Origin of the sequence: Lysobacter daejeonensis GH1-9 (assembly GCF_000768355.1) — a bacterium.
In the GTDB taxonomy this organism is placed as follows: Bacteria; Pseudomonadota; Gammaproteobacteria; order Xanthomonadales; family Xanthomonadaceae; genus Aerolutibacter; species Aerolutibacter daejeonensis.
This window is the reverse complement of record NZ_AVPU01000024.1, coordinates 15,305-40,704: the sequence shown is the minus strand read 5'-3', so window position 1 is coordinate 40,704 and position 25,400 is coordinate 15,305. Positions and strand designations below refer to the sequence as shown.

At 68.9% G+C, this 25,400-nt stretch carries 16 protein-coding genes and 1 tRNA gene; 7 read left to right on the top strand and 10 right to left on the bottom strand.

Annotation, left to right across the window (positions count from 1 at the left end):
- Positions 1–519, bottom strand: a 519-nt coding sequence (locus N800_RS12195; protein WP_036138980.1) for an RNA pyrophosphohydrolase, incomplete at its 3' end; no start/stop codon positions are given.
- 164 nt (positions 520–683) lie between these two features.
- On the opposite strand from N800_RS12195, the gene N800_RS12190 reads away from it, so the two are divergent.
- A tRNA-Met gene (locus tag N800_RS12190) sits at positions 684–760 on the top strand.
- A gap of 131 nt (positions 761–891) precedes the next feature.
- Here N800_RS12190 and recD read toward each other — a convergent pair.
- From recD to recC, 3 genes are read right to left on the bottom strand one after another with little or no spacing between them, the layout of a single operon-like run.
- The gene (gene recD, locus N800_RS12185; protein WP_232227639.1) at positions 892–2,811 is read right to left on the bottom strand and encodes an exodeoxyribonuclease V subunit alpha; all 1,920 of its coding nucleotides are present in this window, start codon (positions 2,809–2,811) and stop codon (positions 892–894) included.
- Entirely contained in the window at positions 2,808–6,464 is a 3,657-nt protein-coding gene (locus N800_RS12180; protein ID WP_036138979.1) for a UvrD-helicase domain-containing protein, read from the bottom strand. The genes recD and N800_RS12180 overlap by 4 nt, the downstream gene beginning before the upstream one ends.
- Positions 6,457–10,263 (bottom strand): exodeoxyribonuclease V subunit gamma, encoded by a 3,807-nt coding sequence (recC, locus tag N800_RS12175; protein WP_052108211.1) that lies wholly within the window; start codon positions 10,261–10,263, stop codon positions 6,457–6,459. Before recC ends, N800_RS12180 begins: the two co-directional genes overlap by 8 nt.
- 142 nt (positions 10,264–10,405) lie before the next feature.
- Between recC and acnD the strand changes: the two genes are divergently transcribed.
- Both acnD and prpF read left to right on the top strand, forming a co-directional pair.
- On the top strand, positions 10,406–13,015 hold the full coding sequence (gene acnD / locus N800_RS12170) for a Fe/S-dependent 2-methylisocitrate dehydratase AcnD (protein ID WP_036138977.1): 2,610 nt from the start codon (positions 10,406–10,408) through the stop codon (positions 13,013–13,015).
- A 107-nt stretch (positions 13,016–13,122) separates the two neighbouring features.
- Complete coding sequence (gene prpF, locus N800_RS12165; protein ID WP_036138974.1) at positions 13,123–14,316, top strand: 2-methylaconitate cis-trans isomerase PrpF; 1,194 nt, start codon at positions 13,123–13,125, stop codon at positions 14,314–14,316.
- 11 nt (positions 14,317–14,327) lie between these two features.
- On the opposite strand, the gene N800_RS12160 is transcribed toward prpF, so the two are convergent.
- Positions 14,328–15,101 (bottom strand): lytic transglycosylase domain-containing protein, encoded by a 774-nt coding sequence (locus tag N800_RS12160; RefSeq protein ID WP_036138972.1) that lies wholly within the window; start codon positions 15,099–15,101, stop codon positions 14,328–14,330.
- A gap of 82 nt (positions 15,102–15,183) precedes the next feature.
- On the opposite strand from N800_RS12160, the gene queD reads away from it, so the two are divergent.
- On the top strand, positions 15,184–15,540 hold the full coding sequence (gene queD, locus N800_RS12155) for a 6-carboxytetrahydropterin synthase QueD (protein ID WP_036138969.1): 357 nt from the start codon (positions 15,184–15,186) through the stop codon (positions 15,538–15,540).
- A gap of 7 nt (positions 15,541–15,547) precedes the next feature.
- Here queD and N800_RS12150 read toward each other — a convergent pair whose 3' ends face one another.
- The gene (locus tag N800_RS12150; protein WP_198032542.1) at positions 15,548–16,765 is read right to left on the bottom strand and encodes an MgtC/SapB family protein; all 1,218 of its coding nucleotides are present in this window, start codon (positions 16,763–16,765) and stop codon (positions 15,548–15,550) included.
- A 244-nt stretch (positions 16,766–17,009) separates the two neighbouring features.
- Here N800_RS12150 and N800_RS12145 point away from each other — a divergent pair, with 244 nt between their 5' ends.
- Positions 17,010–17,408 (top strand): phasin family protein, encoded by a 399-nt coding sequence (locus N800_RS12145; protein WP_036138963.1) that lies wholly within the window; start codon positions 17,010–17,012, stop codon positions 17,406–17,408.
- Positions 17,409–17,482: 74 nt separating this feature from the next.
- On the opposite strand, the gene N800_RS12140 is transcribed toward N800_RS12145, so the two are convergent.
- The 3 genes from N800_RS12140 to bioD all read right to left on the bottom strand — a co-directional run bounded on the left by N800_RS12140 (position 17,483) and on the right by bioD (position 22,501).
- Positions 17,483–20,542 (bottom strand): efflux RND transporter permease subunit, encoded by a 3,060-nt coding sequence (locus tag N800_RS12140; protein ID WP_036138961.1) that lies wholly within the window; start codon positions 20,540–20,542, stop codon positions 17,483–17,485.
- Between the two features lie 14 nt (positions 20,543–20,556).
- Positions 20,557–21,711: an efflux RND transporter periplasmic adaptor subunit gene (locus N800_RS12135; protein WP_084087601.1), complete on the bottom strand. Its 1,155-nt coding sequence runs from the start codon at positions 21,709–21,711 to the stop codon at positions 20,557–20,559.
- Between the two features lie 115 nt (positions 21,712–21,826).
- Positions 21,827–22,501, bottom strand: a complete 675-nt coding sequence (bioD, locus tag N800_RS12130) for a dethiobiotin synthase (protein WP_036138987.1) — start codon at positions 22,499–22,501, stop codon at positions 21,827–21,829.
- 63 nt (positions 22,502–22,564) lie between these two features.
- Between bioD and N800_RS12125 the strand changes: the two genes are divergently transcribed.
- Positions 22,565–23,050, top strand: a complete 486-nt coding sequence (locus tag N800_RS12125; RefSeq protein ID WP_036138958.1) for a GAF domain-containing protein — start codon at positions 22,565–22,567, stop codon at positions 23,048–23,050.
- Complete coding sequence (locus N800_RS12120; RefSeq protein WP_036138955.1) at positions 23,047–23,421, top strand: TfoX/Sxy family protein; 375 nt, start codon at positions 23,047–23,049, stop codon at positions 23,419–23,421. Before N800_RS12125 ends, N800_RS12120 begins: the two co-directional genes overlap by 4 nt.
- A gap of 87 nt (positions 23,422–23,508) precedes the next feature.
- On the opposite strand, the gene glmS is transcribed toward N800_RS12120, so the two are convergent.
- Positions 23,509–25,341, bottom strand: a complete 1,833-nt coding sequence (gene glmS / locus N800_RS12115) for a glutamine--fructose-6-phosphate transaminase (isomerizing) (RefSeq protein WP_036138954.1) — start codon at positions 25,339–25,341, stop codon at positions 23,509–23,511.
- Between the last annotated feature and the right edge of the window lie 59 nt (positions 25,342–25,400).

The following is a 25,400-nucleotide window of genomic DNA, read 5'->3' as shown; positions in this document are numbered from 1 at the left end:
CAGGCCGGGCAGGCCGCGCGGATCGGGCACCGCGTGCGGCCCGACCACGCGGCGAGCCACCGGGGCCAGGTGATGCAGCGCGCTGGCGTAGACCCCACGCTTGAACATCACCACGTGCTCCACCGGGTACCAGAAGTCGACCCAGCGCCAGTGGTCGAACTCGGGTTTGTCGGTGAGATCCAACCGCAGGTCCGATTCGGTGCCAGTCAGGCGCAGCAGGAACCAGACCTGCTTCTGGCCGATGCAGACCAGCCGGTCGTGGCGGCGGATGGAGCGCTGCGGCAGGCGGTAGCGCAGCCAGCCCGGGGTGGCGCCCAGCACTTCCACGTGCTCGGGCATCAAGCCGGTTTCTTCACGCAACTCGCGGTACATCGCCTCGAGCGGCGTCTCGTCGCTGTTCATCCCGCCCTGCGGGAATTGCCAACCATCGCGATGCACCCGGCGCGCCCAGAACAGGCGGCCGTCCGGATGCATCAGGATGATGCCGACATTGGGCCTGTAGCCGTCCGGATCGATCACGATGCGGACTCCTGAATTAGGGTGACTTGCGTCTCTGTCTCCGACTCTGCCACGGGGTGTGGCACAGGACAAGTCGACCGCGGCCCGGGCGGTGAATTGACATTGCCAGTCGGTATCCGCACAATTTGCGGCTCGCCGCGACTGCGGCGTGATCTGCGACTCCCGGCTATGTAGCTCAGCCGGTTAGAGCACAGCACTCATAATGCTGGGGTCGGTGGTTCGAGTCCACCCATAGCCACCAGTCCGGTGATGTCGCAGATAAGGGGCCTTGCCCCACCCTGAAAAGCCCGCCTTGGCGGGCTTTTTTGTTGGCGGCGGGCCAGCCCAGCGCGGACGGGCCGCGGTAAGCCTTTGCCGATCCGTCTCCTGCCCTCACCCGCCGATTCGCTCGCGCAGGCGCCCGGCGCGGGTCAGCGCGTTATCCATGCACGCAATGACCGCGTCGCTTGTTCCCCACAGTTCCACGCTCTGGCGCGCGCGCGACAGGCCGGTGTAAAGCATCTGCCGCACCAACAGCGGATGCTCGGCCACGGGTGGCAGCAGCAGCGCTACGTGGCGGTACTCGGAGCCCTGGCTCTTGTGCACGGTCAGGGCGAACGCGCCCTCGTGCGCGGGCAGGGTGTCAGGGTCGAACCAGCGCACCGCCGGCGTGTCACCCTCACTGTCGTTGCCAGCAACTCCTTCGAATGCCACGCGCAACACCTCGCGGCCATCGTCCAGGCGCACGCGCAGGCACAGGCCCACGTCGCCGTTGAACAGATTACTGGCATAGTCGTTGCGGACCACCATCACCGCACGCCCCGGATACCAGTCGGCGCCCGCCCACTCGGCGAGGGTTTCGCTGCGACGCAGGTGGTGCTCGATGCGTGCGTTGGCATCGACGGCACCGAACGGGCCTTCACGCAACGCGCACAGCAGTTGCTGGGCATGCAGTGCGGACAGCGCGCGGCGCGCGGCAGCAGGATCGGCGTCGTGCAGCACGTCGAACGCACAGGCCTGCGACAGTGCGGTTTCCACGCGCCGGGCCCAGGCCGAAAGCAAGGGGTCCAGGGCGCGACGATCCAGTGGCGCATGGCGCACCGCCTGGCTACCCGCAGCGCGCCACGCATCCTGGAAGGCGGCAACGTCGCCATTGCGCACAGCGTCGTTGATCGGCACGAGCAAGCGGTCAGCGCGGAAGCAGTGGCGCAGGCGCACCAGATCGGGCGCATCGCCGCCTTCCAGTGCAGCCACCAGATCGGCCAGCACCGAGCCGGTGCCTACCGAGGTCAGCTGGTCCGCATCGCCCACCAGCACCAGCACGGCATCGTCGCGCAGTGCTTCGAGCAGGGCGCGCAGCAGGGCCAGGTCGATCATCGAGGCTTCGTCGACCACCACGATGTCGGCCGGCAGGCGGTGTTCGCGGTGGTGAGCGAAGCCGCCCTGCCCCCCACGGCTGCCCAGCAGCCGATGCAGGGTGCCGGATTCGGCGGTGGCGAGGCTGTCCAGATGGGGCTGCCACGTGGACGGCAGTGGACTCCACGGACGGGCGGCGGTGGCGCTTTCGGCATCGGCACCATGCGACGGCGGTCTTGCGTGCAGCGCGACGCCGCCCCTGCGCAGCGACTCGGTCAGACGCTGGGCGGCCTTGCCGGTAGGCGCGGCGATGCGCACGACCGGCGCGCGGCCGGCGTGGGCGGCCGTGTGTTCGCGCACCAGCGCCAGCAGCATGCGCAGCACCGTGGTGGTCTTGCCGGTGCCAGGGCCGCCGGTGAGCACGAACAGGCGCTTGCCCGGCGCCTGGCGTACGGCCGCACGCTGCGGCGCTTCCTCGTCGCGGGTGCTGCTATTGAACAGGTCACGCAGGTCGTCATCGGTGATGGCGTGCGCGGGCGTGGGGCATGCTGCGCGACGGTGCCGGACCAAGCCGGCGACTGCGGTTTCGTGCAGGAAGTTGCGGCGCAGGAAGAACGCTTCGCCATCGAGCACGAAGGGGCTGGCCGGAACCACCTCGCCCACGGTGCGCTGCACCCATGCGTCGCCCGCATCGTCGGCCATCGCCTGCACGGCGGCGGGCAGGTCCGGCGACCAGGGCATGCCGAGCCGTTGTGCGCCTTCCGCGGTGAGCAGCAGCGCCGCGTCGCCGCGCGATTCGGCGGCGCTGGCCCAGCCGGCGAGCCGCGCCAACCGCACATCGCCGCCGTGGGCCAGTACCCAACGCGCAACGGCGTGGTCGAGACTGGACCAGGCCTCGGGCGGCTCGAAGCCTGGCACCGGGCGGAAGTGGAAGCCGCGTGCGACGGGCAGGTTCACGCGGCCTCCTCCACACCCACTTCGACGCGCGACAGCTCGGCCTGCACCGCGTCGATCAGGGCGTCGTTGAATCGATGGCGCCACACACCACAGGGCGTGCCGTCGGGCAGCTGCAGGCCGGTGGCGCGCACGAACAGGTACCAGCAATCACCGAGGTGGCGGGCGCGGTCATAGGCGTCGCCCAGGCGATCACGCAAGTAACGGTCGATGGCCACGGTGTAGAGCAGTGCCTGGAAGCGGTAGTGGGTACTGTCCATCTTCCGCTCCAGCGCGGCGGGGGCGTAATCCTCCAGGCAGGCAGAGGCGCCATCGCCGAGGTCGTTGCCCTTCCAGTCGAGGATGTGGAACCGACCCGCGTGCTCGAACACAAGGTCGATCTTGCCGTTCATCAGGCCCGCGAGCTGCTGCGCGCGCGCAGGGATGAGTTGCGGCCATCCGTGCTGGGCGCAGATATCGCGCAGGCGCCCGAGCGAGGCACCATCGAGGGCGTAGTTGAACTCCATCTCCGCGCGCAGCGCGGTGGCGGGCAGGTCGGCCAGGCGCACGCCTGCCCGCGCGAGGTCCGCGTCCAGCACGGCCTGCAATCGCAGGATCAGTCGCTCAGCCAACGCTTCGGTGGTCAGCTCGCGATGGCTGACGTCGTAATGGGTGAGGCTCTCGCGCACCAGCGCGTGCTGCGCGGCCAAAGGTTCGTCGGGCGCGCGCAGTTCGAGGATGCGATGGATGGCGTTGCCGAAATCCGCACCAGCCACGCCCAACAGGCTGTCCAGTTCCGGGTGCGGCGTGGCTGTGGCGGTCGCGGTGACTGGGGCCGTTGCGTCGTCCATCGCGGACGCGTCGAGGGGCTCGTTGAGAACCGCGGCGTCGCGCTCGTCGCCCGCCGCCGCCCAAGGATCGGCTTCGAACCGGCGGCGTCGCGCCACGAGCGTGGTGAAGCTGTGGCGCGACGGGAGGATGCGTTCCGGGACAGCCGGAAGGGCGCGCGCCTCGTCGCCGGTGCGCACGCGAATGGGCTGCGGCGGGCGCAACACCGGCGACGTCCACCATCCCGCCACCACGGCGATGCGGTCGGCCCCATGTGCGGCGAGCGCCTCGGCATCAAGACGCGGGGTGGCCAGCGCCAACGGCGCGGCCAGGGCATCGTCAGCGCCCTGCTTCGCATGCGGCGCGATCCATGCGTGGCAGGCGTGTACCGCTCGCGTCAGTGCCACGTAGAGCACGCGGAAGCGCTCGTCCTGCTGTTCGCGGTCATCAAGCCGCACGCTGGCCTCGTCCAGCGCCACGCGGCGCAGGCCATCCACGCCGGACAGCTTGCGCAGGCCCTTGGCGTGCTGGCGCGCGCGCCCTTCGTGCTTCCACATCAGCGGCAGCAGCACCACGTTGAACTCCAGGCCCTTGCTGCCGTGCAGGGTCATCACCTGCACGCAATGGGCGTCTGATTCGATGCGCAGTGCGTTGGCGTCGGCAGCGTCCTCGCTGTCCTCACGCGAGCCTTCAATGCGCTGCTGCAGCCACTTGAGCACCGAGGCCATGCCATCGGCCTGGTCTTCGCAGGCCTGCAGCAGTTCGCCCAGATGGCGCAGGTCGGTCAGCACCCGGTGGCCCTCGCGCGTGTCCAGATGCGCGCGTGCAACCTCGTCGATCAGCGACGTGACCACGGACAGCACGCCGCGTTCGCGCCACAGGCGCTGCCAGCGGTGGAAGCGTGCGGCCTCCTCCTGCCATGCCGCCGGGTCGTCGCGCAGTGCGCGCAGACGCTGGTATCCCAGGCCCCACAAACCTGTGCCCAGTGCGGCGCGCAGCACGGCCGGATCATGGCAATGGACCACGGCGTGCAGCACCACCAGCAGGTCGCGCGCGAGCGCGTTGTCCGTGAACACGCTTTGCCGGCCGCGCAACACGCAAGGCACGCCCCGCTCGCGCAGCAGCGTAAGCATGGCGATGGCCTGGCCGTTGTTGGGCACCAGCACGCACAGGTCGGAGGCCTGCAGAGTGCGGTCGCCGATCGTGTGGCCGCCGCGAGCATCCAGCAGGCGGGTGATGCGGTTGGCACAGGAGCGCAGGGCGCTCGATTCGTCGGCCTCGCCGTCTGCGGCGCTGTGCAGCACCAGGCAGCGGCTTCCGGCGCCATCCGGACCGGCATAGCGGTGCGCGGCGCGCCGCCCGCTGGGACGCGCCCGAGTGTAGGTGATGGGCGTGCCGGAACCGGGTGCGCCGAGCTTGGCGCCGGCAACGTCGTAGAACTGGTTGACCGCTTCGACGAAATCGTCCGAGGAGCGGCGGTTGATGTCCAGGGTCAATCGGTCGGCTTCGGGCACATCGGCCTTGGCCCGCTCGTAGGTGTGGATGTCGCCACCGCGGAACCGGTAGATGGCCTGCTTGGGGTCGCCGATCAGCACCAGGCGGCCGCGCGGCGCGCCATCCGCGTCGCGGTAGATCGCGTCGAGGATGCCGAACTGCACCGGGTCGGTGTCCTGGAATTCATCGATCAATGCGACCGGCCAGGCCTGGCGCAGGGCATCGGCCAACGGCCGGGCGCCGTCGATCGTCGGGCGCAACGCGTCGTGGACGGTGGTGAGCAGGTCATCGAAACCCAATTGGCGGGCTGCGCCCAGACGGCGATCAAGCTCCGCCCGGGCCCAGGCCTGGACGGCGGCGAGGAAACGCGCTCGCGGCAGGGCCTGCATCCGGCTGATGGCGTCGAGCACGGGTTCGGTGGTGGCTGCCGCGGCCAGCACGCCGGGGTCCTGGTGAAACTCGGGTTTGACCTGGTTGTGTTGCAGGTTGCCGAGGGCTGCGCGGACCTCCTTGGCCTTGGGGAGCAAGTCCCAGGCGGGCGCACCGGACGGGCAGCTGGCCAGGAACTCCGCCAGCGCCTTCCACTGCTTGAGCAGCACCGAAGTGCTCCTCGCGAAAATCTGGGGCCGCTCGACGACGGCCGCCAGCGTGGCCTGCACCTGGGCCAGCCATGCCACCGGCACCTCGTCCGCCTCCACCACCACCAACGGCTGCATCAGCCCCTCAAGGTCGTGGCGCACGGTCTCACGGGTGGGCACGTGGTGCAGCCCGTTGCGCGCCTGCAGTACGGCGTGGGCCGCGAGGTCGGCGGCATCGTCGCTCTGCAGCAGCCGCCACAGGTCGTCGGCCAGTTCGTGCACACGCTGCTGGCTGTCCACCATCTCGGGCGTGCGGAAGGCGGCGCCGGCAGCGAACGGGTGGTCTGCCAGGATGCGCGCACACAACCGGTGCAGTGTGCTCACCGGGGCAAGGTCCAGTTCGGCCAGCGCCAGGCCGAGGCGCTCGCGGTCCGCGGCCAGCGTGTCCGTGCGCTGCCAGCGTGCATGCAGCCACGCGCGGTCGGTGTGCTCGGACGCTGGCGGCGCCGCGAGGTGGAAGCCGTTGGCAGCGAGGTCCAATGTCTCCAGCAGACGTCCGCGCAGGCGCCGACGCAGTTCGTCGGCGGCGGCGTTGGTGTACGTGGCGACCACGATCTGACGGGGCGAGAGCGGCCCCTGTCCGGTGCGGTCCTCCAGCAGCAGGCGCAGGTACAGTGCGCCGATGGTCCAGGTCTTGCCGGTGCCCGCACTGGCCTCGACCAGGGTACGGCCGTCGCCAACCAGGGGCAGCGTGCGCCAGTCGCGGGGGTCAGTCATGCGCGGGCTCCCGCACGCTGCCGGAGGGCACGTCGAGCTGCATCACCGCGTCGAGTTTCATGGCGTAATCCAGCAATTGACCGACGGCCGCCGGACGAGTGGCGCTGCCGATGTCGACGAGGGGGTCGATGCCGCCGTCGGTGTCCGCCGGGTCCAGCGCGAACGACAGTCCGCGCGCCAGCACCCGCGCGTAGCCGGGCGCGCGGTCGCGCTCGCCGCCGCGGTCGTTGTCGAAGGCGGTTTCGGCCGCGCGGGCCGCCGCTACGAGTGCGGCACGCGATGGCGAGGCGTCGTGTGCGCCATCAGCGGCCTTGCGCATGGCCTTGTCCCACGCCTGGCGCGCCTGCCACGCGGTGCGGGGAAAGTAGACCGGCGGCTGCGCGCTCGCGTCCTGCCATAGCGCCAACAGCGTATGCAGTCGCTGGCGCAACTGCGCCAGCAGCGCGGCTCGCGCCTGCGGCGTGGCGAGGAAATGGGCATCCCACGCACGCCAGCCCAGGTCGTCCCACGTTTCGCCATCGAGCGCCAGCAGGCCGACCTGCACCGACGGTGGGTTGGGTTGCGCGCCGGAATGCAGGCGCAACGCGGCCCACTCGATGAACAGTCGCACGCGTTCGCCATAGTCCAGGTCCGCCACGGGCTTGAGCGCCTTGTGCGCATCAGGCCCGGCCTTGGGGAAGGCGCGGACCAACAGGTGAGCCCCGGTCGCCGCATCGACGAACACGTGCTCGACCACGCCATGCAGCCGCGCCGCGTGTGATTCTGCCCTGGCGTCCGGGTGGGTGGCTTCCATTGGCACCACCAGGTCCACTTCCACCGAGTGAGCCTCGCGGAAGCCTGTGCCGCCAAGTCCGTGCGCCGCCGCAGCCGTCAGCAGGGCCATCACGGCATTGGCTTCGTGCCGCCACGCGATGCGGCCCAGTTCACCGGGCGGCAGCAAGCCGCCGTGCGCGACCCAGTCGGGGATGTGGTCTGGGCGCCAGACCGGCACGCCCTCGGCGGTGTATCCCTGCGGCAAGGCCTCGCCGAAAAACACGCGGCGCGCGATCGTCTGTACGCGCTCAAGCCGATCATCCAAGGGCTCAGTGGCCGGCAGGTGGTCCTGGTCGAGCGCTTCCAGGTTCAGCTGCAGACGCCGCTTCAGCAGGTAGTCGGCGGGGCGCTTGAAGAAGTCACCCAGTGCCCGCAGCGACAACGGCATCGGCAGCGGATCGGCCGCGCCGGCGTCGCCTTCGAGGAACGCCGGCGCCTCGCCGCGGCCGTCGCCATGCTGGCGCGCAAACACCCGCGAGTACGAGAACAGCGCGGGGTCCTCGCCGTTGAAGTAGCGCTCGTCGAAGGGCTGCAGCGGGTGCCACACCCACCACGGCCGATCCGCATGCGGCGCGTCCATCGACAGCCCCTGCGTGCCGGAGGCGTGGTCCAATGCGGCGATCAGTTCGGCGAGCGGCGGCGCCGGGTTGCGTGCGGCACCGTCGCGCACGCCCTGTCCCACCCAGCTCAGGTGCAGGCGCTTGCGCGCGGACATCAGGGTTTCGAGGAACAGGTAGCGGTCGTCGCTGCGCACGTCGCGATCGCCAAGGCGCCGCACCCTCGCCATCAGGTCGAGGCCGCCGTCGCGATGACTGCGCGGGAACTCGCCATCGTTGAGTCCCAGCACGCACACCACCTCAAACGGAATGGCGCGTTGCGGCACCATCCCGCAGAAGGTGATGCCGCCCATCAGGAAGCGTTGGCGCTCGGGCACGCTGTCCAGGGCGTCGATCAACAGGTCGCGGACCACGGCGAAGTGCAGCTCCGGATCCAGGCCCGCCTTCGCCGGTTCCGCGCCGAGCTGGGCGATGATCTGACCGAGGGTCTTGATCGCTTCGACCGCATCACCGTCTTCGGGATCGGCGCGCAGCAGTGCCTCCAGGCGCTTCTTCAACTCGACCGCCCACGCCGATGCCGACAGGATCTGGTCACTCAGGTCGCGCCAGCGCTGCAACTCGCACAGCAGGCGATCCAGCGCGCCCAGGCCTGCGGTGGCCGGCCCCTGCACGCCCGCCAGCGGCAGCACCCTGCTGGCATCGGGCAAGTCCAACGTCGCGACGCGCGCATCCTCCGGCGCGTCGGCCATGACGTAGCCGGCGAGCAGGCGATCCATCGCCCAGGCGAAGCTGTGGTCCACGCTGGACGGTGCGGCGAACGCGGCGCGGTGTGCTCCATCCAGCGCCCATGCCACGCGGCTGCGCTCCAGCCAGCCCAGCAACGCCTCGGCGGTATCGGGGCCCAGGCCGAGGCGACGCGCCACTTCGGGGATGGCCAACAGGTCGGCTACCTCCGGCGTGGTGGCGCGGCTGCTGCCCAGTTCCAGCAGGCGGCGGAACGTGCTGAACAATCGATGGCCGCGCGCGATGGGCACGTCGCTGAGGTGGTACGGCAACAACCGCTCGCGTGGGCTACCGGGCTCGCCGAATACGGTGGGAATCAACGGCGCGTAGGCGCCGATGTCGGGCGCCATGACCACGATGTTGCCGGCCCGCACCCCATCGTGCTCCACCGCGTCCAGCAGCGCGTCGCGCAGTACCTCGAGCTCGCGCAGGCGCGTGTGGCAGGCGTGCAACCGCAGGCTGGCATCCGCACGCCCGCGGGCCTGCCAGGCCTCGCGTGACTCCGCCTGCTCGTTGCCATCAGCATCCGCAAGCGGCAAGGGATCATCCATCAGTGCCGGATCCAGGCGGCGGATGCTCTCCTGCACCCGCTGCAACCGGTTGGCGGGGGCGACGTCCACTTCGTCCTGGCCATGGCGCATGTCCTCGCGGACTTCGCCTTCGACCAGTGCGGCGAAGAAATGCTGGCCCAACCGGCCCCAACGCGCCAGCAGCGGATGTGCCTGTGCTTCACACCAATCGCCATCCCCGGCGGCATCCATGCGCGCCTGTTCTTTTCGTGACCACGCGCGCAAGCCCGCCACGCCGTCGCGGCGATGCGCCAGCCCGCCCCAGTACTCGCGACTCGGGTCGGGGACGTAGAGGCAGACCAGTGCATGCCGCGCCCACGCCCGCAGCACGTCCATCTCCCGCGGCGGCAGGTGGCTGATGCCGAACACGTGCAGCGGCTCGCACATTGTGGGGGACTGCAACGCGGCCACCAGCGCGTCCACCGCATCGGCGCGATGAGCGCCCAGTCGCTCCTTGAGCGCACGCCACAACGGCGCCAGCAGGGCCGACTCCAGGCGCTGCAGGTCGTTGTCGGCCTGCCGCGCGGTGGCGAACCGGTACTGGCCGTGCTCCCAAGCATCGAGCCAGTCCGGTCGATACACCAGGTACTGGGAATACAGTCCCGCCAGCCGATCGGCCAACTGGAAGCGGCGTCGGGCCGCCTCGGCCTCCGCCGCGCCGGGTGCGGGCGCGAGGTAGCGCTCGATGCGTGAATCGTCGAGCCCTGGCACTGCGTGCCCCGGTCGCAGCAGGTCGTGGAGCGTCCAACGCAGGTGGGCGCGCTGCCATGCCGGCAGCTTCACCGCCTGCGCGCCGAGCCGCGCGCCCGCGACCGCGTTCAACCACGAGCTGGGGAGGATCACCTCCAGGTTGGCCACCACCCCGGTCGGCCCGGCCAGTCGCGCCAGCGCACCGGTCAACCATTGCTTCATGCCCGGGTGCGCGGCCACCACCGTCTGCGGCGCCAGCACCGACGCGGGCCGGGTCTGCCGCAGCATTTCGCGCAACGGCGGCACCAATGCCTCAAGCCGGCTGGCGCGGAAGATCACCAGCCCGGTGTCGCCTGCGGTTTGCTGCTCGGTCGCGTCCAGTGCCATCCATCCGGGGTCGAGTGTGGAGGCCTAGGATAGCCAGCCTGGTCGCAAGGGTTGAGACCATCGTGGGACGACGGTGGTGGTAGCGCGGGGTAAAATCGAGGCCTCGCCGCCCGTTGCGGTCCCCGAGCCCCCATCGCCCGCCATGAACAACGCCCACCGCAAGCCGCTGCCCGGCACGAAACTCGACTGGTTTGACGCACGCGAGGCCGTGGAGGCCCTGCAGCCGGGCGCCTGGGCCACCCTGCCCTACACCGCCCGCGTCCACGCCGAGAACATCGTGCGCAAGGCGGACCCGGCGATGCGCGACGCGTACCTGCGCCAGCTGGTGGAGCGCCGCCGCGACCTGGACTTCCCGTGGTTTCCGGCGCGCGTGGTGTGCCACGACATCCTCGGCCAGACCGCGCTGGTCGACCTCGCCGGCCTGCGCGACGCCATCGCCGACAAGGGCGGGGACCCGGCGCAGGTCAACCCGGTGGTGCCGGTGCAGCTGATCGTGGACCACTCGCTGGCCGTCGAATGCGGTGGCTTCGACCCCGATGCGTTCGCCAAGAACCGCGCCATCGAGGACCGCCGCAACGAGGACCGTTTCCACTTCATCGACTGGACCAAGCAGGCGTTCCGCAACGTCGACGTGATCCCGCCGGGCAACGGGATCATGCACCAGATCAACCTGGAGAAGATGAGCCCGGTGATCTACGTGCAGGACGGCGTCGCGTTCCCCGACACCTGCGTGGGCACCGACAGCCACACCCCGCACGTCGACGCGCTGGGCGTGATCGCGGTGGGCGTGGGCGGCCTGGAGGCGGAGAACGTGATGCTCGGCCGCGCGTCGTGGATGCGCCTGCCCGACATCGTGGGCGTGGAGCTGACCGGCAAGCCGCAGCCGGGCATCACCGCCACCGACATCGTGCTGTCGCTGACCGAGTTCCTGCGCAAGCAGAAGGTGGTGGGCGCGTACCTGGAGTTCCGCGGCGAGGGTGCCGCCGCGCTGACCATCGGCGACCGCGCCACCATCTCCAACATGGCGCCGGAATATGGCGCCACCGCTGCGATGTTCTTCATCGACGACAACACCCTCGACTACCTGCGCCTGACCGGCCGCAGCGACGAGCAGGTCGCCCTGGTGGAGACCTACGCGAAGGCCGCGGGCCTGTGGGCCGACGACCTGCGCACCGCGCAGTACGAGCGCACCCTGCACTTCGACCTGTCCAGCGTGGAACGCACGATGGCCGGCCCGTCCAACCCGCACGCGCGGCTGCCGGTCGCGCAGCTGGCCGAGCGCGGCATCGCCGGCAACCTGGAGGCGGCGCGCGCGCAGGAAGCGCAGGGCCTGCTGCCCGATGGCGCGGTGATCATCGCCGCCATCACCTCGTGCACCAACACCTCCAACCCGCGCAACGTCATCGCCGCCGGGCTGCTGGCGCGCAACGCCGCGCGCCTGGGCCTGCAGCGCAAGCCGTGGGTCAAGACTTCGCTGGCGCCCGGCTCCAAGGCCGTGGCGTTGTACCTGGACGAAGCCGGCCTCACCGATGACCTGGAACAGCTGGGCTTCGGCATCGTCGCGTTCGCCTGCACCACCTGCAACGGCATGAGCGGCGCGCTGGACCCGAAGATCCAGCAGGAAATCATCGACCGCGACCTGTACGCCACCGCCGTGTTGTCGGGCAACCGCAACTTCGACGGCCGCATCCACCCGTACGCCAAGCAGGCGTTCCTCGCCTCGCCGCCGTTGGTGGTGGCCTACGCCATCGCAGGCACGATCCGCTTCGATATCGAGAAGGACGTGCTGGGCGTGGTCGACGGCCGCGAGATCCGCCTCAAGGACCTCTGGCCCACCGACGCCGAGATCGACGCGGTGATGAAGGCCGCAGTGAAGCCCGAGCAGTTCCGCAAGGTGTACGAGCCGATGTTCAACGTGCGCGTGGAGCACGGCGGCGCGGTGAGCCCGCTGTACGACTGGCGCCCGCAGAGCACCTACATCCGCCGCCCGCCGTACTGGGAAGGCGCACTGGCCGGCGAGCGCACGCTGCGCGGCATGCGCCCACTGGCGGTGCTGGGTGACAACATCACCACTGACCACCTCTCGCCCAGCAACGCGATCCTGCTCGACAGCGCCGCGGGCGAGTACCTGGACAAGATGGGCCTGCCGGAAGAGGACTTCAATTCGTACGCGACGCACCGCGGCGACCACCTCACCGCGCAGCGCGCCACGTTCGCCAACCCGAAGCTGTTCAACGAGATGGTGCGCAAGGACGACGGCAGCGTGCGCCAGGGTTCGCTGGCGCGCATTGAACCGGAGGGCCAGGTCACCCGCATGTGGGAAGCGATCGAGACCTACATGGAGCGCAAGCAGCCGCTGATCATCATCGCCGGCGCCGACTACGGCCAGGGCTCCAGCCGCGACTGGGCGGCCAAGGGCGTGCGCCTGGCGGGCGTGGAGGCGATCGTGGCCGAGGGCTTCGAGCGCATCCATCGCACCAACCTGATCGGCATGGGCGTGCTGCCGCTGGAGTTCCAGCCGGGCGCTGACCGCACCACGCTGGCCATCGATGGCACAGAGACCTATGACGTCATCGGCGAGCGCACCCCGCGTGCGACGCTGACGCTGGTCATCCACCGCCGCAACGGCGAGCGCGTGGAGGTACCTGTGACCTGCCGCCTCGATACCGCCGAGGAAGTGTCGATCTACGAGGCCGGCGGCGTCCTGCAGCGCTTCGCCAACGACTTCCTTGAGTCGTCGAAGGCGGCCTGAGGCCGTACGGCCCATTCGTCCACGATGGACTGAAACCGCCTCGCACCACCTCCCAGCAATCGTGTCATCGCCCTGCGCACGCGGGGCCGCCCAAGGAACCCACGCGCATGGCCTACGCACCGCAGCTCCGCATCCCCGCCACCTACATGCGCGGAGGCACGTCCAAGGGCGTGTTTTTCCGCCTGCAGGATTTGCCGGAAGCGGCACAGGTGCCCGGTGCCGCGCGCGACGCACTGCTGATGCGCGTGATCGGATCGCCCGACCCGTACGCCAAGCACACCGATGGCATGGGCGGCGCGACGTCCAGCACCAGCAAGTGCGTGATCATCACCAAGTCGACGATGCCCGACCACGACGTCGACTACCTCTACGGCCAGGTGTCCATCGACACCGCCTTCGTTGACTGGAGCGGCAACTGCGGCAACCTGTCGTCAGCCGTGGGGCCGTTCGCAATCGCCAACGGTCTGATCGACCCGGCAAAGGTGCCGCGTGACGGCCTCTGCACCGTGCGCATCTGGCAGGCCAACATCGGCAAGACCATCGTCGCGCACGTGCCGATGGCCGACGGCCAGGTGCAGGAGATCGGCGACTTCGAGCTGGACGGCGTGACCTTCCCCGCGGCCGAGATCGTGCTGGAATTCATCGATCCTGCCGACGAGGGCGAAGGCGATGGCGGCGGCGCGATGTTCCCGACCGGCCACCTCATCGATGACCTGGAGGTGCCGGGCGTCGGCACGCTCAAGGCCACGATGATCAACGCCGGTATTCCCACGGTGTTCGTCAGTGCCGCCGACATCGGCTATACCGGCAGCGAGTTGCAGGACGCGATCAATGGCGACGCCAAGGCGCTGGCCATGTTCGAGGCCATTCGCGCGCACGCTGCGGTGCGCATGGGACTGATCAAGGACGTATCCGAAGCCGCCAAGCGCCAGCACACACCCAAGGTGGCCTTCGTCGCGCCTGCGGCGGATTACGCTGCCTCCAGTGGCAAGCAGGTGCACGCGGGCGATATCGACCTGCGCGTGCGCGCCCTGTCGATGGGCAAGCTGCACCACGCCATGATGGGCACGGCCTCTGTCGCCATCGCCACCGCTGCCGCGGTGCCGGGCACGCTGGTCAACGCGGCCGCCGGCGGTGGCACCCGCGGCGTGGTCAGCTTTGGCCATCCGTCGGGCACGATGCGCGTGGGTGCGGATGTGCAGCAGGTGGATGGCCAGTGGACCGTCACCAAGGCGGTGATGAGCCGCAGCGCACGCGTGCTGATGGAAGGCCAGGTGCGCGTGCCCGCGGGCAGCTTCTGACGCCTGCGGACCTACCGCTCGTTGAGCGCATCCACGGGCAGTTGGCCCAAAGCCGCCCGGTACCGGGTGTGCAGCCGGGCGACTTTTTCCACGTACGCCTGAGTCTCCCGGTAGGGCGGCACGCCGCCGTACCGGGCCACCGCGCCCATGCCCGCGTTGTACGCGGCCGCGGCGCGGGTGTAGTCGCCGCCATAGCGCTGGAGCAACTGCCGCAGGTGGCGGGCGCCGGCGCGGATGGAATCCGACGCTGCAAACGGATCGCGTACGCCCAACTCGCGTGCGACGGCGGGCATCAGTTGCATCAGGCCCTGCGCCCCCTTCGGTGAAACGGCCCGCGGGTCGTACCCGCTTTCCGCATGGGCGATCGCCCGCAGCCAAGCCTCGTCCAACCGGTAGGCCTTGGCTGCCGCGCGGAACTCGACGGCGTAGCGATCCAGCCGTGGTGTGGCCACGGTGCCGAGTCCCTCGTGTGCAGGGGACGCCTTCGGCGTGTGGACCACGAACCCGAACATCGGCGTGGAACCGGGCAGATTGCGGGTGCTGTACACCACTTGGCCATCCTGGACCCGTTGGTACAACATCCCCGAGACCTTGCCCAAGGCGCCCCACAGGTTGGGCACGACGGCCGAGTCGTCGTCCAGCTGCACGGCCTCGCAGGACGACCCCGGCTCGCGCGCCGTGGCCAGGCTCACCGTTCCGTCGCGCAGGCAACGGTAGACGGTGCGGGCCTGGAGCGGCCAGGTCACGCCCACCAGCATCAAGAGCAGCAGCGTGTGCCGTGCCATGGGTCCCGAGTGTCGCTGACCTCGCCTTAACGTTTCGTCAGCGTGCCCGGGAGCCATCTGCCGCCGCGTGCGACAATGGCGCATGGACATCTTCAAGGCTTTCACCCTCGAAGCCGCACACCGGCTGCCCAACGTCCCCCCGGGTCACAAGTGCGCGCGGCTGCACGGTCATTCGTTCCGCGTCGAACTGCATGTCAGCGGCGACGTGGGCGCGGACACAGGCTGGGTGATGGACTTCGGCGACGTGAAGCAGGCGTTCCAGCCGCTGTACGACCAGCTCGACCACCACTACCTCAACGACATTCCCGGGCTGGAAAACCCGACCAGCGAACGGCTGGCGATGTGGATCTGGGAGAAGCTCAAGCCCGCCCTGCCGCTGTTGAGCGAGGTGGTGGTGCATGAAACGTGCACCTCCGGCTGCCGCTACCGCGGGCCGTGAAGGGCGCTTATGGCGGCGTGAGGGCCGTCAGCGCGGCGGCCGCACCCGTCATCGCCACCAGCCCCGCCCCGACGTAGCGACCATAGCGCCAGCCGCCACTCGCCACCGCCAGCACCACCTTCGCGACCGAGCCGGCGGCCAGCAGTGCCACCAAGCCCCAGCGCGCATGTTCGATCGGCAGGCCGCCCGTGGCGGTCAGCTGGGCGATGCTCGCTGCAGCGGCATGGATTTCCACCAATGCCACCAGCGTCGCGGCTACGAGCGCACCGGCATCGCCGAAGATCTGGCGCAACCACGCCGACACCAGCAGCACGACGGCAATGATTGCCGCGATCAGCAGTGCGTGGGTCAGATGGAAGGCGCGCGGCGAAGGCTCGTCCGGCAGCCCGTCCAGATGGTTGGCCCGGTGCAGGCCCAATGCAGCGAAGGCCAGCAGCCCGAGTGCCGCCGCGGCCAGCGGCCAGGCCATCGCGACCAGCAAAGCCGGCGCCACCGTGGCGATCACCGCCACGAACAGCAGCAGCGATGCCAGGTTGGCCAGCAGGGCGGCGGCGCCCGCCGGCGCCATCAACTTCGGGTTGTCGGCCGCGCGCCGCCCGAACCCCGCCACCGCCGCCGTGGACGAGGCGAAGCCGGAAAAGAAGCCCGCCACCGGTAATCCCCAGCGCGCACCCACGGCGCGCAGCGCGATGTGCCCCAGCATGCCCACGGCCATGACCAGCACCACGATGCGCCACAGCATCCGTGGGGGCAGCACGCCCCACGGGTCCAGCGGTCGGTCCGGCAACAGCGGCATCACCACCAGCGCCGCAGCGGCCAGCAGCAGCGCGTCCTGCACCTCGCGCTCGCTGATCAGCTCGCGGGTGAAGCGCTGCAGCGGCTGCTTGGCCTGCAACAGGATCGCCGACACCACGCCGAGCCCGGCCGCCAAGGTCGGTTCCTGTCGCGCCAGCGCGCCGAGCATGGCCGACACCAGCAGCGCCACTTCGCCGGTAAGGCCGGGGTCGTCGCGGTGGCTGTTCCAATAGCCCGCGATAGCGTAGGCCCCCACGATCAGCAGCAGGGCAATGAACACCGGCACGCCAAAGCCCATGGCGACCGCACCCAGCAGGGCCACCAGCGCGTGCGTGCGCAGGCCCGCCTTGCTGACGCTGGGTCCGTAATGGCGCTCGCGTACCACGCCAATCAGCAGGCCCACGCCCAAGGCGGTCAGCAATCCCTTCAAGACCTCATTCCAGTCCATCGCCACTCCGGTTCTCCGGGTCCATGCTAAGCCACCGCTGGTTCAGGGAGCCCCCCTCCAGTCTGGCTGGATACGCGCGCGGGACCGCGGGATGGCGCCGTGCGCATGAACAGGCCGGTAACCCTCGGCCCCTGTTCATATTTTTATTGTTGCATCGCACCAATTCCGACGATATGCTGCACCGCACAAACCGGCAATCCCTGCCGGCGATCCCGGAGTCACTGCCATGTACCAGCAGTTCAACGAACAGTTTGCCGCCGCCACGCGCCAGTTCGCGGACACGGCAGCCCAGATCAACCGCATCGCCATCGAGAACGCCGAGGCCGTCTTCGGCCTGCAGCTCTCGGCTCTGGAAGAGCGCGCCAACGCGACCTTCGCCTTCTTCGGCGAAGTGACCGAAGCCCGCGATCTCGATGCTGCCAAGACCCTGTTCCCGAAGGGCGTGCAGGTCGCGCGCGAGAACCTCGAGCGCGCCGTGGCCACCTCGCAGGAAGTGGTCGATCGCACCGTGAAGGCCAACGAGGCCATCAGCCAGGTCGCCAAGTCCCAGTTCGAAGCGGCCGCCAAGAAGGCCGAAGCCAACGTCGAGAAGGCGGTCAAGGCCGCCGCGCCGAAGGCCAAGTAACCGAATCTCTCTCTCCAGCTACAACTGGAACCCCCTCACCCGGCCGCCCTCGCGGCCGGGTGTTTTTTTGCGCGTCAGTACGCTTCCGGGGCCTTGGCCTTGGCCCTGGCAGCCTTCTGGCGGTTGCGGCCGATCAGCAGGTACATCACCGGCACCACGAACAGGGTGAAGAAGGTGCCGATGCCCATGCCGCCCACGATCACCCAGCCGATCTGGTTGCGCGCTTCCGCGCCGGCGCCGGAGGCAATCGCCAGCGGCACCGAGCCCAGCACCATCGCGCCGGTGGTCATCAGGATCGGGCGCAGGCGCAGCGCGGAGGATTCCATCACCGCATCCAGCTTGCTGCGGCCCTGCTCCTGCAACTGGTTGGCGAACTCCACGATCAGGATGCCGTGCTTGGCGATCAGGCCCACCAGGGTGACGATGCCGATCTGCGAGTAGATGTTCCAGCTGCCCCCGCTCAGCTTCAATGCGAGGAACGCACCAAACGCGGCCAACGGCACCGCCAGCAGGATCACGAACGGGTCCACCCAGCTTTCGAACTGCGCGGCCAGCACCAGGAAGATGAAGACCAGCGCCAGCACGAAGATCATCGCGAAATCGCTGGACGACTCGCGGAACTCGCGGCTCTGCCCCGAAAGGTCGTACTGCGATTCCGGCGCCACTTCCTTCAACGCGGCTTCCATCCAGGTCAGCGCCTCGCCCATCGAGTAGTCGGGCGCCAGCCCCGCGCTGATCGTCGCCGAACGCAGCTTGTTGAAGTGGTTCAGTTCCTTGGCCGCGATGGTCTCGCGCACGTCCACCAGGTTGGACAACTGCACCATCTGCCCGTCGCCGGCGCGCACGAAGATGTTGCTGAGGTCACCCGGCACACGACGGTTGGCATCGTCGGTCTGCACGATCACGTCGTACTGCTCGCTGCCCATCTTGAAACGGGTGACGTTGCGCCCGCCCAGCAGGGTTTCCAGCGTACGGCCCACGGTCGCGACGTTGCTGCCGACCGCCGCCACCTTGTCGCGATTGACGTCGATCTTCAGCTGCGGCTTGTCCAGCTTGAGGTCGGTATCGGGATTGGTCAGCTTCGGGTTCTCGGCCATCTTGGCCATCAGCTTCTGCACCGTCGCACCCAGGTCCTCCCAAGTGCCCGTGCTCTGCACCACGAAGCTCACCGGCTGGCCAAATCCCTGCTGGCCCAGCGGCGGCGGCAGTACCGGGAACGCCATCACGCCCGGGATGCCCATGAACTGCGGGAACAGCTGGCCCTGGATCTCCGCCGATTTGCGCGTGCGCTCGTCCCAGTCGACCAGGCCGACGAAGCCGATGGTCTGGGTGATCGACGGGAAGCCAACGATCTGGAAGTAGCGGTCCACCTCCGGCACCTTGGCGAACATGCCTTCCATCACCCGGGCGTACTTGTCGGTGTACTCAACAGTGGAGCCCTCGGGCGCGATGCCGAAGCCGATCACCAAGCCCTGGTCTTCCTGCGGCGCCAGCTCGCGCGGCAGCAGCATGAACAGCCCGAGGGCCGCGGCCAGGATCGCCACGCCGATGCCGGCGACGATCACCTTCAGCGACAACGCCCGCTTCAGCACCGCGCGGTAGGTGTTGTCGATGCCGCGCAACACCTTCTCGCCGGCGGCGTAGAAGCGGCCGTGCTTCTTCTCGTGCTTGAGCAACTTGGACGACATCATCGGCGACAGGGTCAGCGCGGTGAAACCTGATACCAACACCGCACCGGCCAGGGTCAGCGCGAACTCCACGAACAGCTTGCCGGTGCGCCCGGTGGAGAACGCCAGCGGCACGTACACCGCCACCAGCGTCAGGGTCATCGCGATGATCGCGAAGCCGATCTCCTTGCTGCCCTTCAGCGCCGCCTCGAACGGCGGCATGCCCTCTTCCACGTGGCGGAAGATGTTCTCCAGCATCACGATCGCGTCATCCACCACCAGGCCGATCGCCAGCACCATGGCCAGCAGGGTCAGCGTGTTGATGGTGAAGCCGAAGGCGTACATCAGCGCGAACGCGCCCACCAGGGACACCGGGATGGTGACCAGCGGGATTAGCGTGGCGCGCCAGCTGCGCAGGAACAGGAAGATGACCAGGATGACCAGCAACACCGCTTCGCCGACGGTCTTGTAGACCTCGTCGATCGACTTCTCGATGAAGATGGTGGAGTCGTAGGCAATGGCGACCTTCACGCCTTCCGGCAACGTGCGCTGGATCTGCGGCAACATCGCCTTCAGCGCCTGGGAGATCTCCAGCGGGTTGGCCACGGCCTGCTTGACCACGCCCAGCGGCACCGCGTCGACGCCGTTGAAACGCGCGCGGAAGCGGTCTTCCTGCGAGCCCAGCTCCACCCTGGCCACGTCCTTCAGGCGCACCAGGTAACCGCCGCTGTTGCCGAGGATCACCTCGCTGAACTGCTCGGCGGTGCGCAGGTCGGTTTCCGACAACACGGTGAACTCGCGGGTGCTGCCTTCCACGCGGCCGGCCGGAATCTCGGCGTTCTGCGCGCGCAAGGCGTTTTCCACATCGACCGGGGTCAGGCCGAAGCCAGCCAGGCGCTGCGGATTCAGCCAAACGCGCATCGCGTAGCGCACGCCGAACACCTGCGCCTGCGCGACACCCGGGATGGTCTGCACGCGGTCCTTGACCAGGCGGTCGGCCAGGTCGGCCAGTTCGGTCTTGCTGTGGCGATCGGACGAAAACGCCATCCAGATGATCGGCTGCGCGTCGGCCTCCTGCTTCTGCACGATCGGCTCGTTGGCCTCCTCGGGCAGGAAGTCGCGCGCCTGGCCGACGCGGTCGCGCACGTCGGACGCAGCGCCATCGGGATCGCGGTCCAAGCGGAAGCGGATCGTGACCTGGCTGGACTGCTCGCGGCTGACCGACGAGATGTACTCGATGCCCTCCACGCCGGAGAGCGCGTCCTCGATCGGCTGGGTGATCTGCGATTCGATCACCTGCGCGCTGGCGCCCGGGTAGCTGGTGTTGACGGTGACGACCGGCGTGTCGACATTGGGGATCAATCGGACCGCGAGTCGGTCGTAGGCGATGATGCCGACCAGCAGCACCACCAGGTTGATCACCGTCGCGAAGACCGGGCGGCGGATGGAGATGTCGGAGAGGACCATGGGGATTCCTTTCCTCAGCCGCCGTTGGCGGGCTTGTCCGTGGCCTTCGCCGGTGCATCGCCCGGCTTCGTCGCGCCCGCGGCCGGCTTGTCGCCGTCCGCACCCTGCGGCGGCAGCGACATCACCGGCATGCCGTCGTGCATCATCGGCTTGGCCTGGCCAGCGGTGATCACCACGTCACCCGCCTTCAGGCCTTCCACCACCTGCACCAGGCCCGGCGTACGCGTGCCGGTCTTGACCGTGGTCTTCTTCGCCTTGCCGTCCACCACCAGGTAGACGAAGCGGGTGTCGCCGTCCTGCATCAGCGCCTGCTCGGGCACCATCAGCGCCTTGGCATCGCCGGTGCCGGTGTCCAGCTGCAGCTTGGCGAATTGGCCCGGGCGCAGGCGGAAATCGGGATTGGGGATCTGTGCGCGCAGCTTGGCGCTGCGGGTGTTGGGATCGATCACCGGGTCGATGGCCACCACCTTGCCGCCAAACGCATCGCCGGGGAACGCGTCGACAATGATGTCGATCTTCTGCCCGTTGCGCAGCTGGTCCAGCACGGTCTCGGGCACGCTGAAATCGACTTCGATCGGATCCAGCTTCACCAGCGTGACCAGGTCCTGGCCAACGTTGACGAACTCGCCGACGCTGACGCTGCGCAGGCCAACCTGGCCGGAGAACGGCGCGCTCAGGGTCATCTTCGACAGCGCGGTGCGCGCCGAGGCCACGCGCGCCTGGTCGACACCCAACTGCGCGCGCGCCTTGTCCAGGTCGGACTGGGCGATCAGGTTCTCGCGGCTGAGCTGCTCGGCGCGAGCGATGGTACGGCGACTGTTCTCAAGGTTGGCGGCGGCCTCGTTGAGGCTGGCCTGGGCCAGGCTGCCATCCAGCGTGAACAGCGGCTGCCCGGCGGCAACGCGACCGCCTTCGGTGAAATGGATGCGGGTGACGCGCCCACCGACTTCCGGCCGCACCACCACCGACTCATCCGCCCGCAAGCTGCCCACGGTCTGCAGGCCACCGGCCAGCGCTTGCGGTTGCAGGGTGACGGTCTCCACCGGCAGCTGCATGCCGCCCGGCGGGCCGCCGGCGCCACCCGCGCCCTGCTCCTGCTTGCCGCCGCATGCGCTGAGGGACAACGCGGCGGCGATCATTACTGCGGAAAAGAGATACGTGCGGCGCATCCTGGGCCTCGCGGGGGATTTCGTATACTGGTCAGTTTAGCTGGGGTGGTGGGCGGCGACGCCCGTGCCATTAGTCCCATGAACGGCCACAGTCCACGCAAAGGCCGCTTGGCGATTAACGCGGCCCGGTCAGGTTGTGGGCCAATTGCGCCGGATCGGGCATGGCGGCATGGGGCAGGCGTCCCCAGCAGGGCGCCGCGAGGCAGCGGCGGAGGATCGCGAAGTTGTCGTCCGCACGCGCCATCGCCGGGTCGATGTCGTTGGCAATCCAGCCCACCAACCGCGCGCCGGATGTCTCGATGGCCTGCTGGGTCAGCCGCGCGTGGTTGATGCAGCCCAGCCGCAGGCCCACCACCATGACCACCGACAGCTCCAGTGCGCGGACCAGGTCGATCTGGTCCAGCGTGGCCGTCAACGGCGCCGCCCAGCCGCCGACGCCTTCCACCACCACGCAGTCGGCCTGTGCCCCCAGGCGCGCGAATGCGGCGCGGATGGGCTCCAGCGCGATGGTCACGCCGGCGCTGGCCGCGGCCAACTCGGGCGCCAGTGGCTCCGGCAGGGCAAACGGGTTCACGTCCGCGTAGTCTGGTCGCGGCGCGCTCGCGGCCTGCAACAACAACGCATCCTCGTTGCGCCAGCCTTCGGCGTGCCGCTCACAACCGCTGGCCACCGGTTTCATGCCGACAGCGCTCCGGCCCTCGCGACGTAGCGCGTGCAGCAATGCGGCGCTGGCCACCGACTTGCCGATGCCGGTGTCGGTGCCGGTGACGAACAGGCGTTCCACGGGCATCATCGACGACCCCCGACGCGTGGCGCGGGACTGATAGACTCCAGCGGAGGGGGATTCATCACGATGTTCACCAGCAACAGTTTAAGCGGCAGCAAGCCCGAGCAGTATGCGCAGTTGGCCGAGCAGGCCCGCGCGCTGGTGCACGGCGAACGCGACCGCGTCGCCAACGCCGCCAACCTGTCGGCGCTGGTCTACCAGGCGTTGCCGGCGCTGAACTGGGTGGGCTTCTACTTCTTCGATGGCACGGAGCTGGTGGTGGGGCCGTTCCAGGGCCTGCCCGCCTGCGTGCGCATTCCGCTGGGCAAGGGCGTGTGCGGCACCGCCGCACAGACCCGGCAGACACAGCGCGTGGAGGACGTGGATGCCTTCCCCGGCCACATCGCCTGCGACTCGGCCTCGCGTTCGGAACTGGTGGTGCCGCTGGTGGCCGCCGACGGTGCGCTGATCGGGGTGTTCGACCTCGACAGCCCGGAGCTCAACCGCTTTTCCAGGGATGACCAATCTGGGCTGGAAGCCATCGCCAAGGTCTTCGTGGAGTCGATCGCTTGAGCAACGAAAAGCTGCGGAACATCGGACCCAAGTCGGCCGCCTGGTTGCGCCAGGTGGGGCTGCGCACCCAGGACGACATCGCCGCGGTGGGCACGGTGGAGGCGTTCATGCGGGTCAAGCGCGCCGGGTTCAAACCCACGCTCAACCTGCTGTACGCGATCGAGGGAGCGCTCACCGACCGGCATTGGCAGGAGGTGCCGGAAGCACGCCGTACCGAACTGGTCAGTGCCGCGGAAGCCGCGATCGCGCTGCTGCCTCCGCCGCGCTACCGCCCGCCTGCCGGCCCGGTCACCACCACCGTCCACAACGGCGATGGGGTTGATGGCTATGGTGACATGCCGGAAACGGAAACCGCAGGCGACGAGGACTGAATTTCGCCCGGTCCGCCCTGCGCGACTGCGCAATGAGAAAGCCCGCATTCAAGCGGGCTTTTTCGTGCGGTGCGCTGCGGACCTGCGTTACTCGACGGTGACGCTCTTGGCCAGGTTGCGCGGCTTGTCCACGTCGGTGCCCCGCGCCAGCGCGGCGTGGTAGGCCAGCAACTGCACCGGGATCGCATGCACGATCGGCGACAGGACGCCCACGTGGCGCGGGGTGCGGATCACGCGCACCTGCTCGGATTCGCCGAACTGGCTGTCGAGGTCGGCGAACACGAACATCTCGCCGCCACGCGCGCGAACTTCCTGGATGTTGGACTTCACCTTTTCCAGTAAAGCGTCGTTGGGCGCGATCACCACGACCGGCATCGCTTCGTCCACCAGCGCCAGCGGGCCGTGCTTGAGCTCGCCCGCCGGATAAGCCTCGGCGTGGATGTAGGAGATTTCCTTCAGCTTGAGCGCGCCTTCCAGTGCGATCGGATAATGCACGCCACGGCCGAGGAACAACGCATGCTGTTTGGGCGCAAAACGCTCGGACCACACCTGCACCTGCGGCTCCAGGTTCAGCGCGTGCTGCACGCTGCCCGGCAGTTGGCGCAAGTCGTCGAGGTAGCCCGCCTCCTGTTCGTCGTTCAGGCGACCGCGCAGCTTGGCCAGGGTGCAGGTCAAGGTGAACAGCGCCACCAGCTGGGTGGTGAAAGCCTTGGTCGAGGCCACGCCGATTTCGGCGCCGGCGCGGGTGTAGTAGACCAGCGCGCTGGCACGAGGGATGGCGCTCTCCGGCACGTTGCAGATCGACAGCGTGCGGTCGTGGCCCAGCGACTTGGCGTACTTCAGCGCCTCCATCGTGTCCAGCGTCTCGCCCGACTGCGAAATCGTCACCACCAAGTGCTTCGGGTTGGCGACGGCGGCGCGGTAGCGGTACTCGCTGGCGATCTCGACCGAGCACGGCAGGCCGGCGATGGCTTCGATCCAGTAACGAGCGGTCAGCCCGGCGTAGTAGCTGGTGCCACAAGCGAGGATCTGCACGCCCTCGATGTCGCGGAGCATGGCTTCGGCATTGGCGCCGAACAACTGCGGCACGAAACCGTTGTTGGCGATGACCTGCTCGAAGGTGTCACTGATCGCGCGTGGCTGCTCGTGGATCTCCTTTTGCATGAAGTGCCGGTACGGGCCCAGCTCCAGCGATGCAAGAGAAACGTCGGACAGGTGCTCGTCGCGAGCCACCTGCACACCACTCGCGTCGAACACGCGCACCCCGGCGCGGGTGACGTCGGCGGTATCGCCTTCCTCGAGGAAGATCACCCGGCGCGTGGCCTGCACGATGGCCGAGACATCGCTGGCCACGAAGTTCTCGCCGTCACCCAGGCCGACCAGCAGCGGACAGCCCATGCGCGCGCACACCAGGCGCTCTGGCTCGCGCTTGCTGACCACCGCGATCGCATACGCGCCGTGCAGTTCGCGCGCAGCGGCCTGCACCGCAGCCAGCAGGTCCAGGCCCTTCTGCTGGTGGTAATGCACCAGATGGGCGATCACCTCGGTGTCGGTCTGCGACTCGAAGGTGTAACCCAGGCCCTTGAGGCGCTCGCGCTGTGCGTCGTGGTTCTCGATGATGCCGTTGTGCACCACCGCCAGCTCGCCGAAGCTGACGTGCGGATGGGCGTTGGCTTCGGTGACGCCGCCGTGGGTGGCCCAGCGGGTGTGGCCGATGCCCAGTTGGGCGTGGAAGCCCTCTGCCTGTGCCGCGGCTTCCATCTCGGCCACCCGGCCGGTACGGCGCACACGACGCACGTCTCCATGGTCGAGCACGGCGATGCCCGCCGAGTCGTAGCCACGGTACTCGAGTCGCTTCAGGCCCTCGACGAGGACGGGGACCACATCACGGCCGGCGATCGCACCAACAATTCCGCACATGGAGAGGCTGTTTCCAAGGTAGGGGACGCACCATTCTAACGCGGTCCACCCGCCTCTCC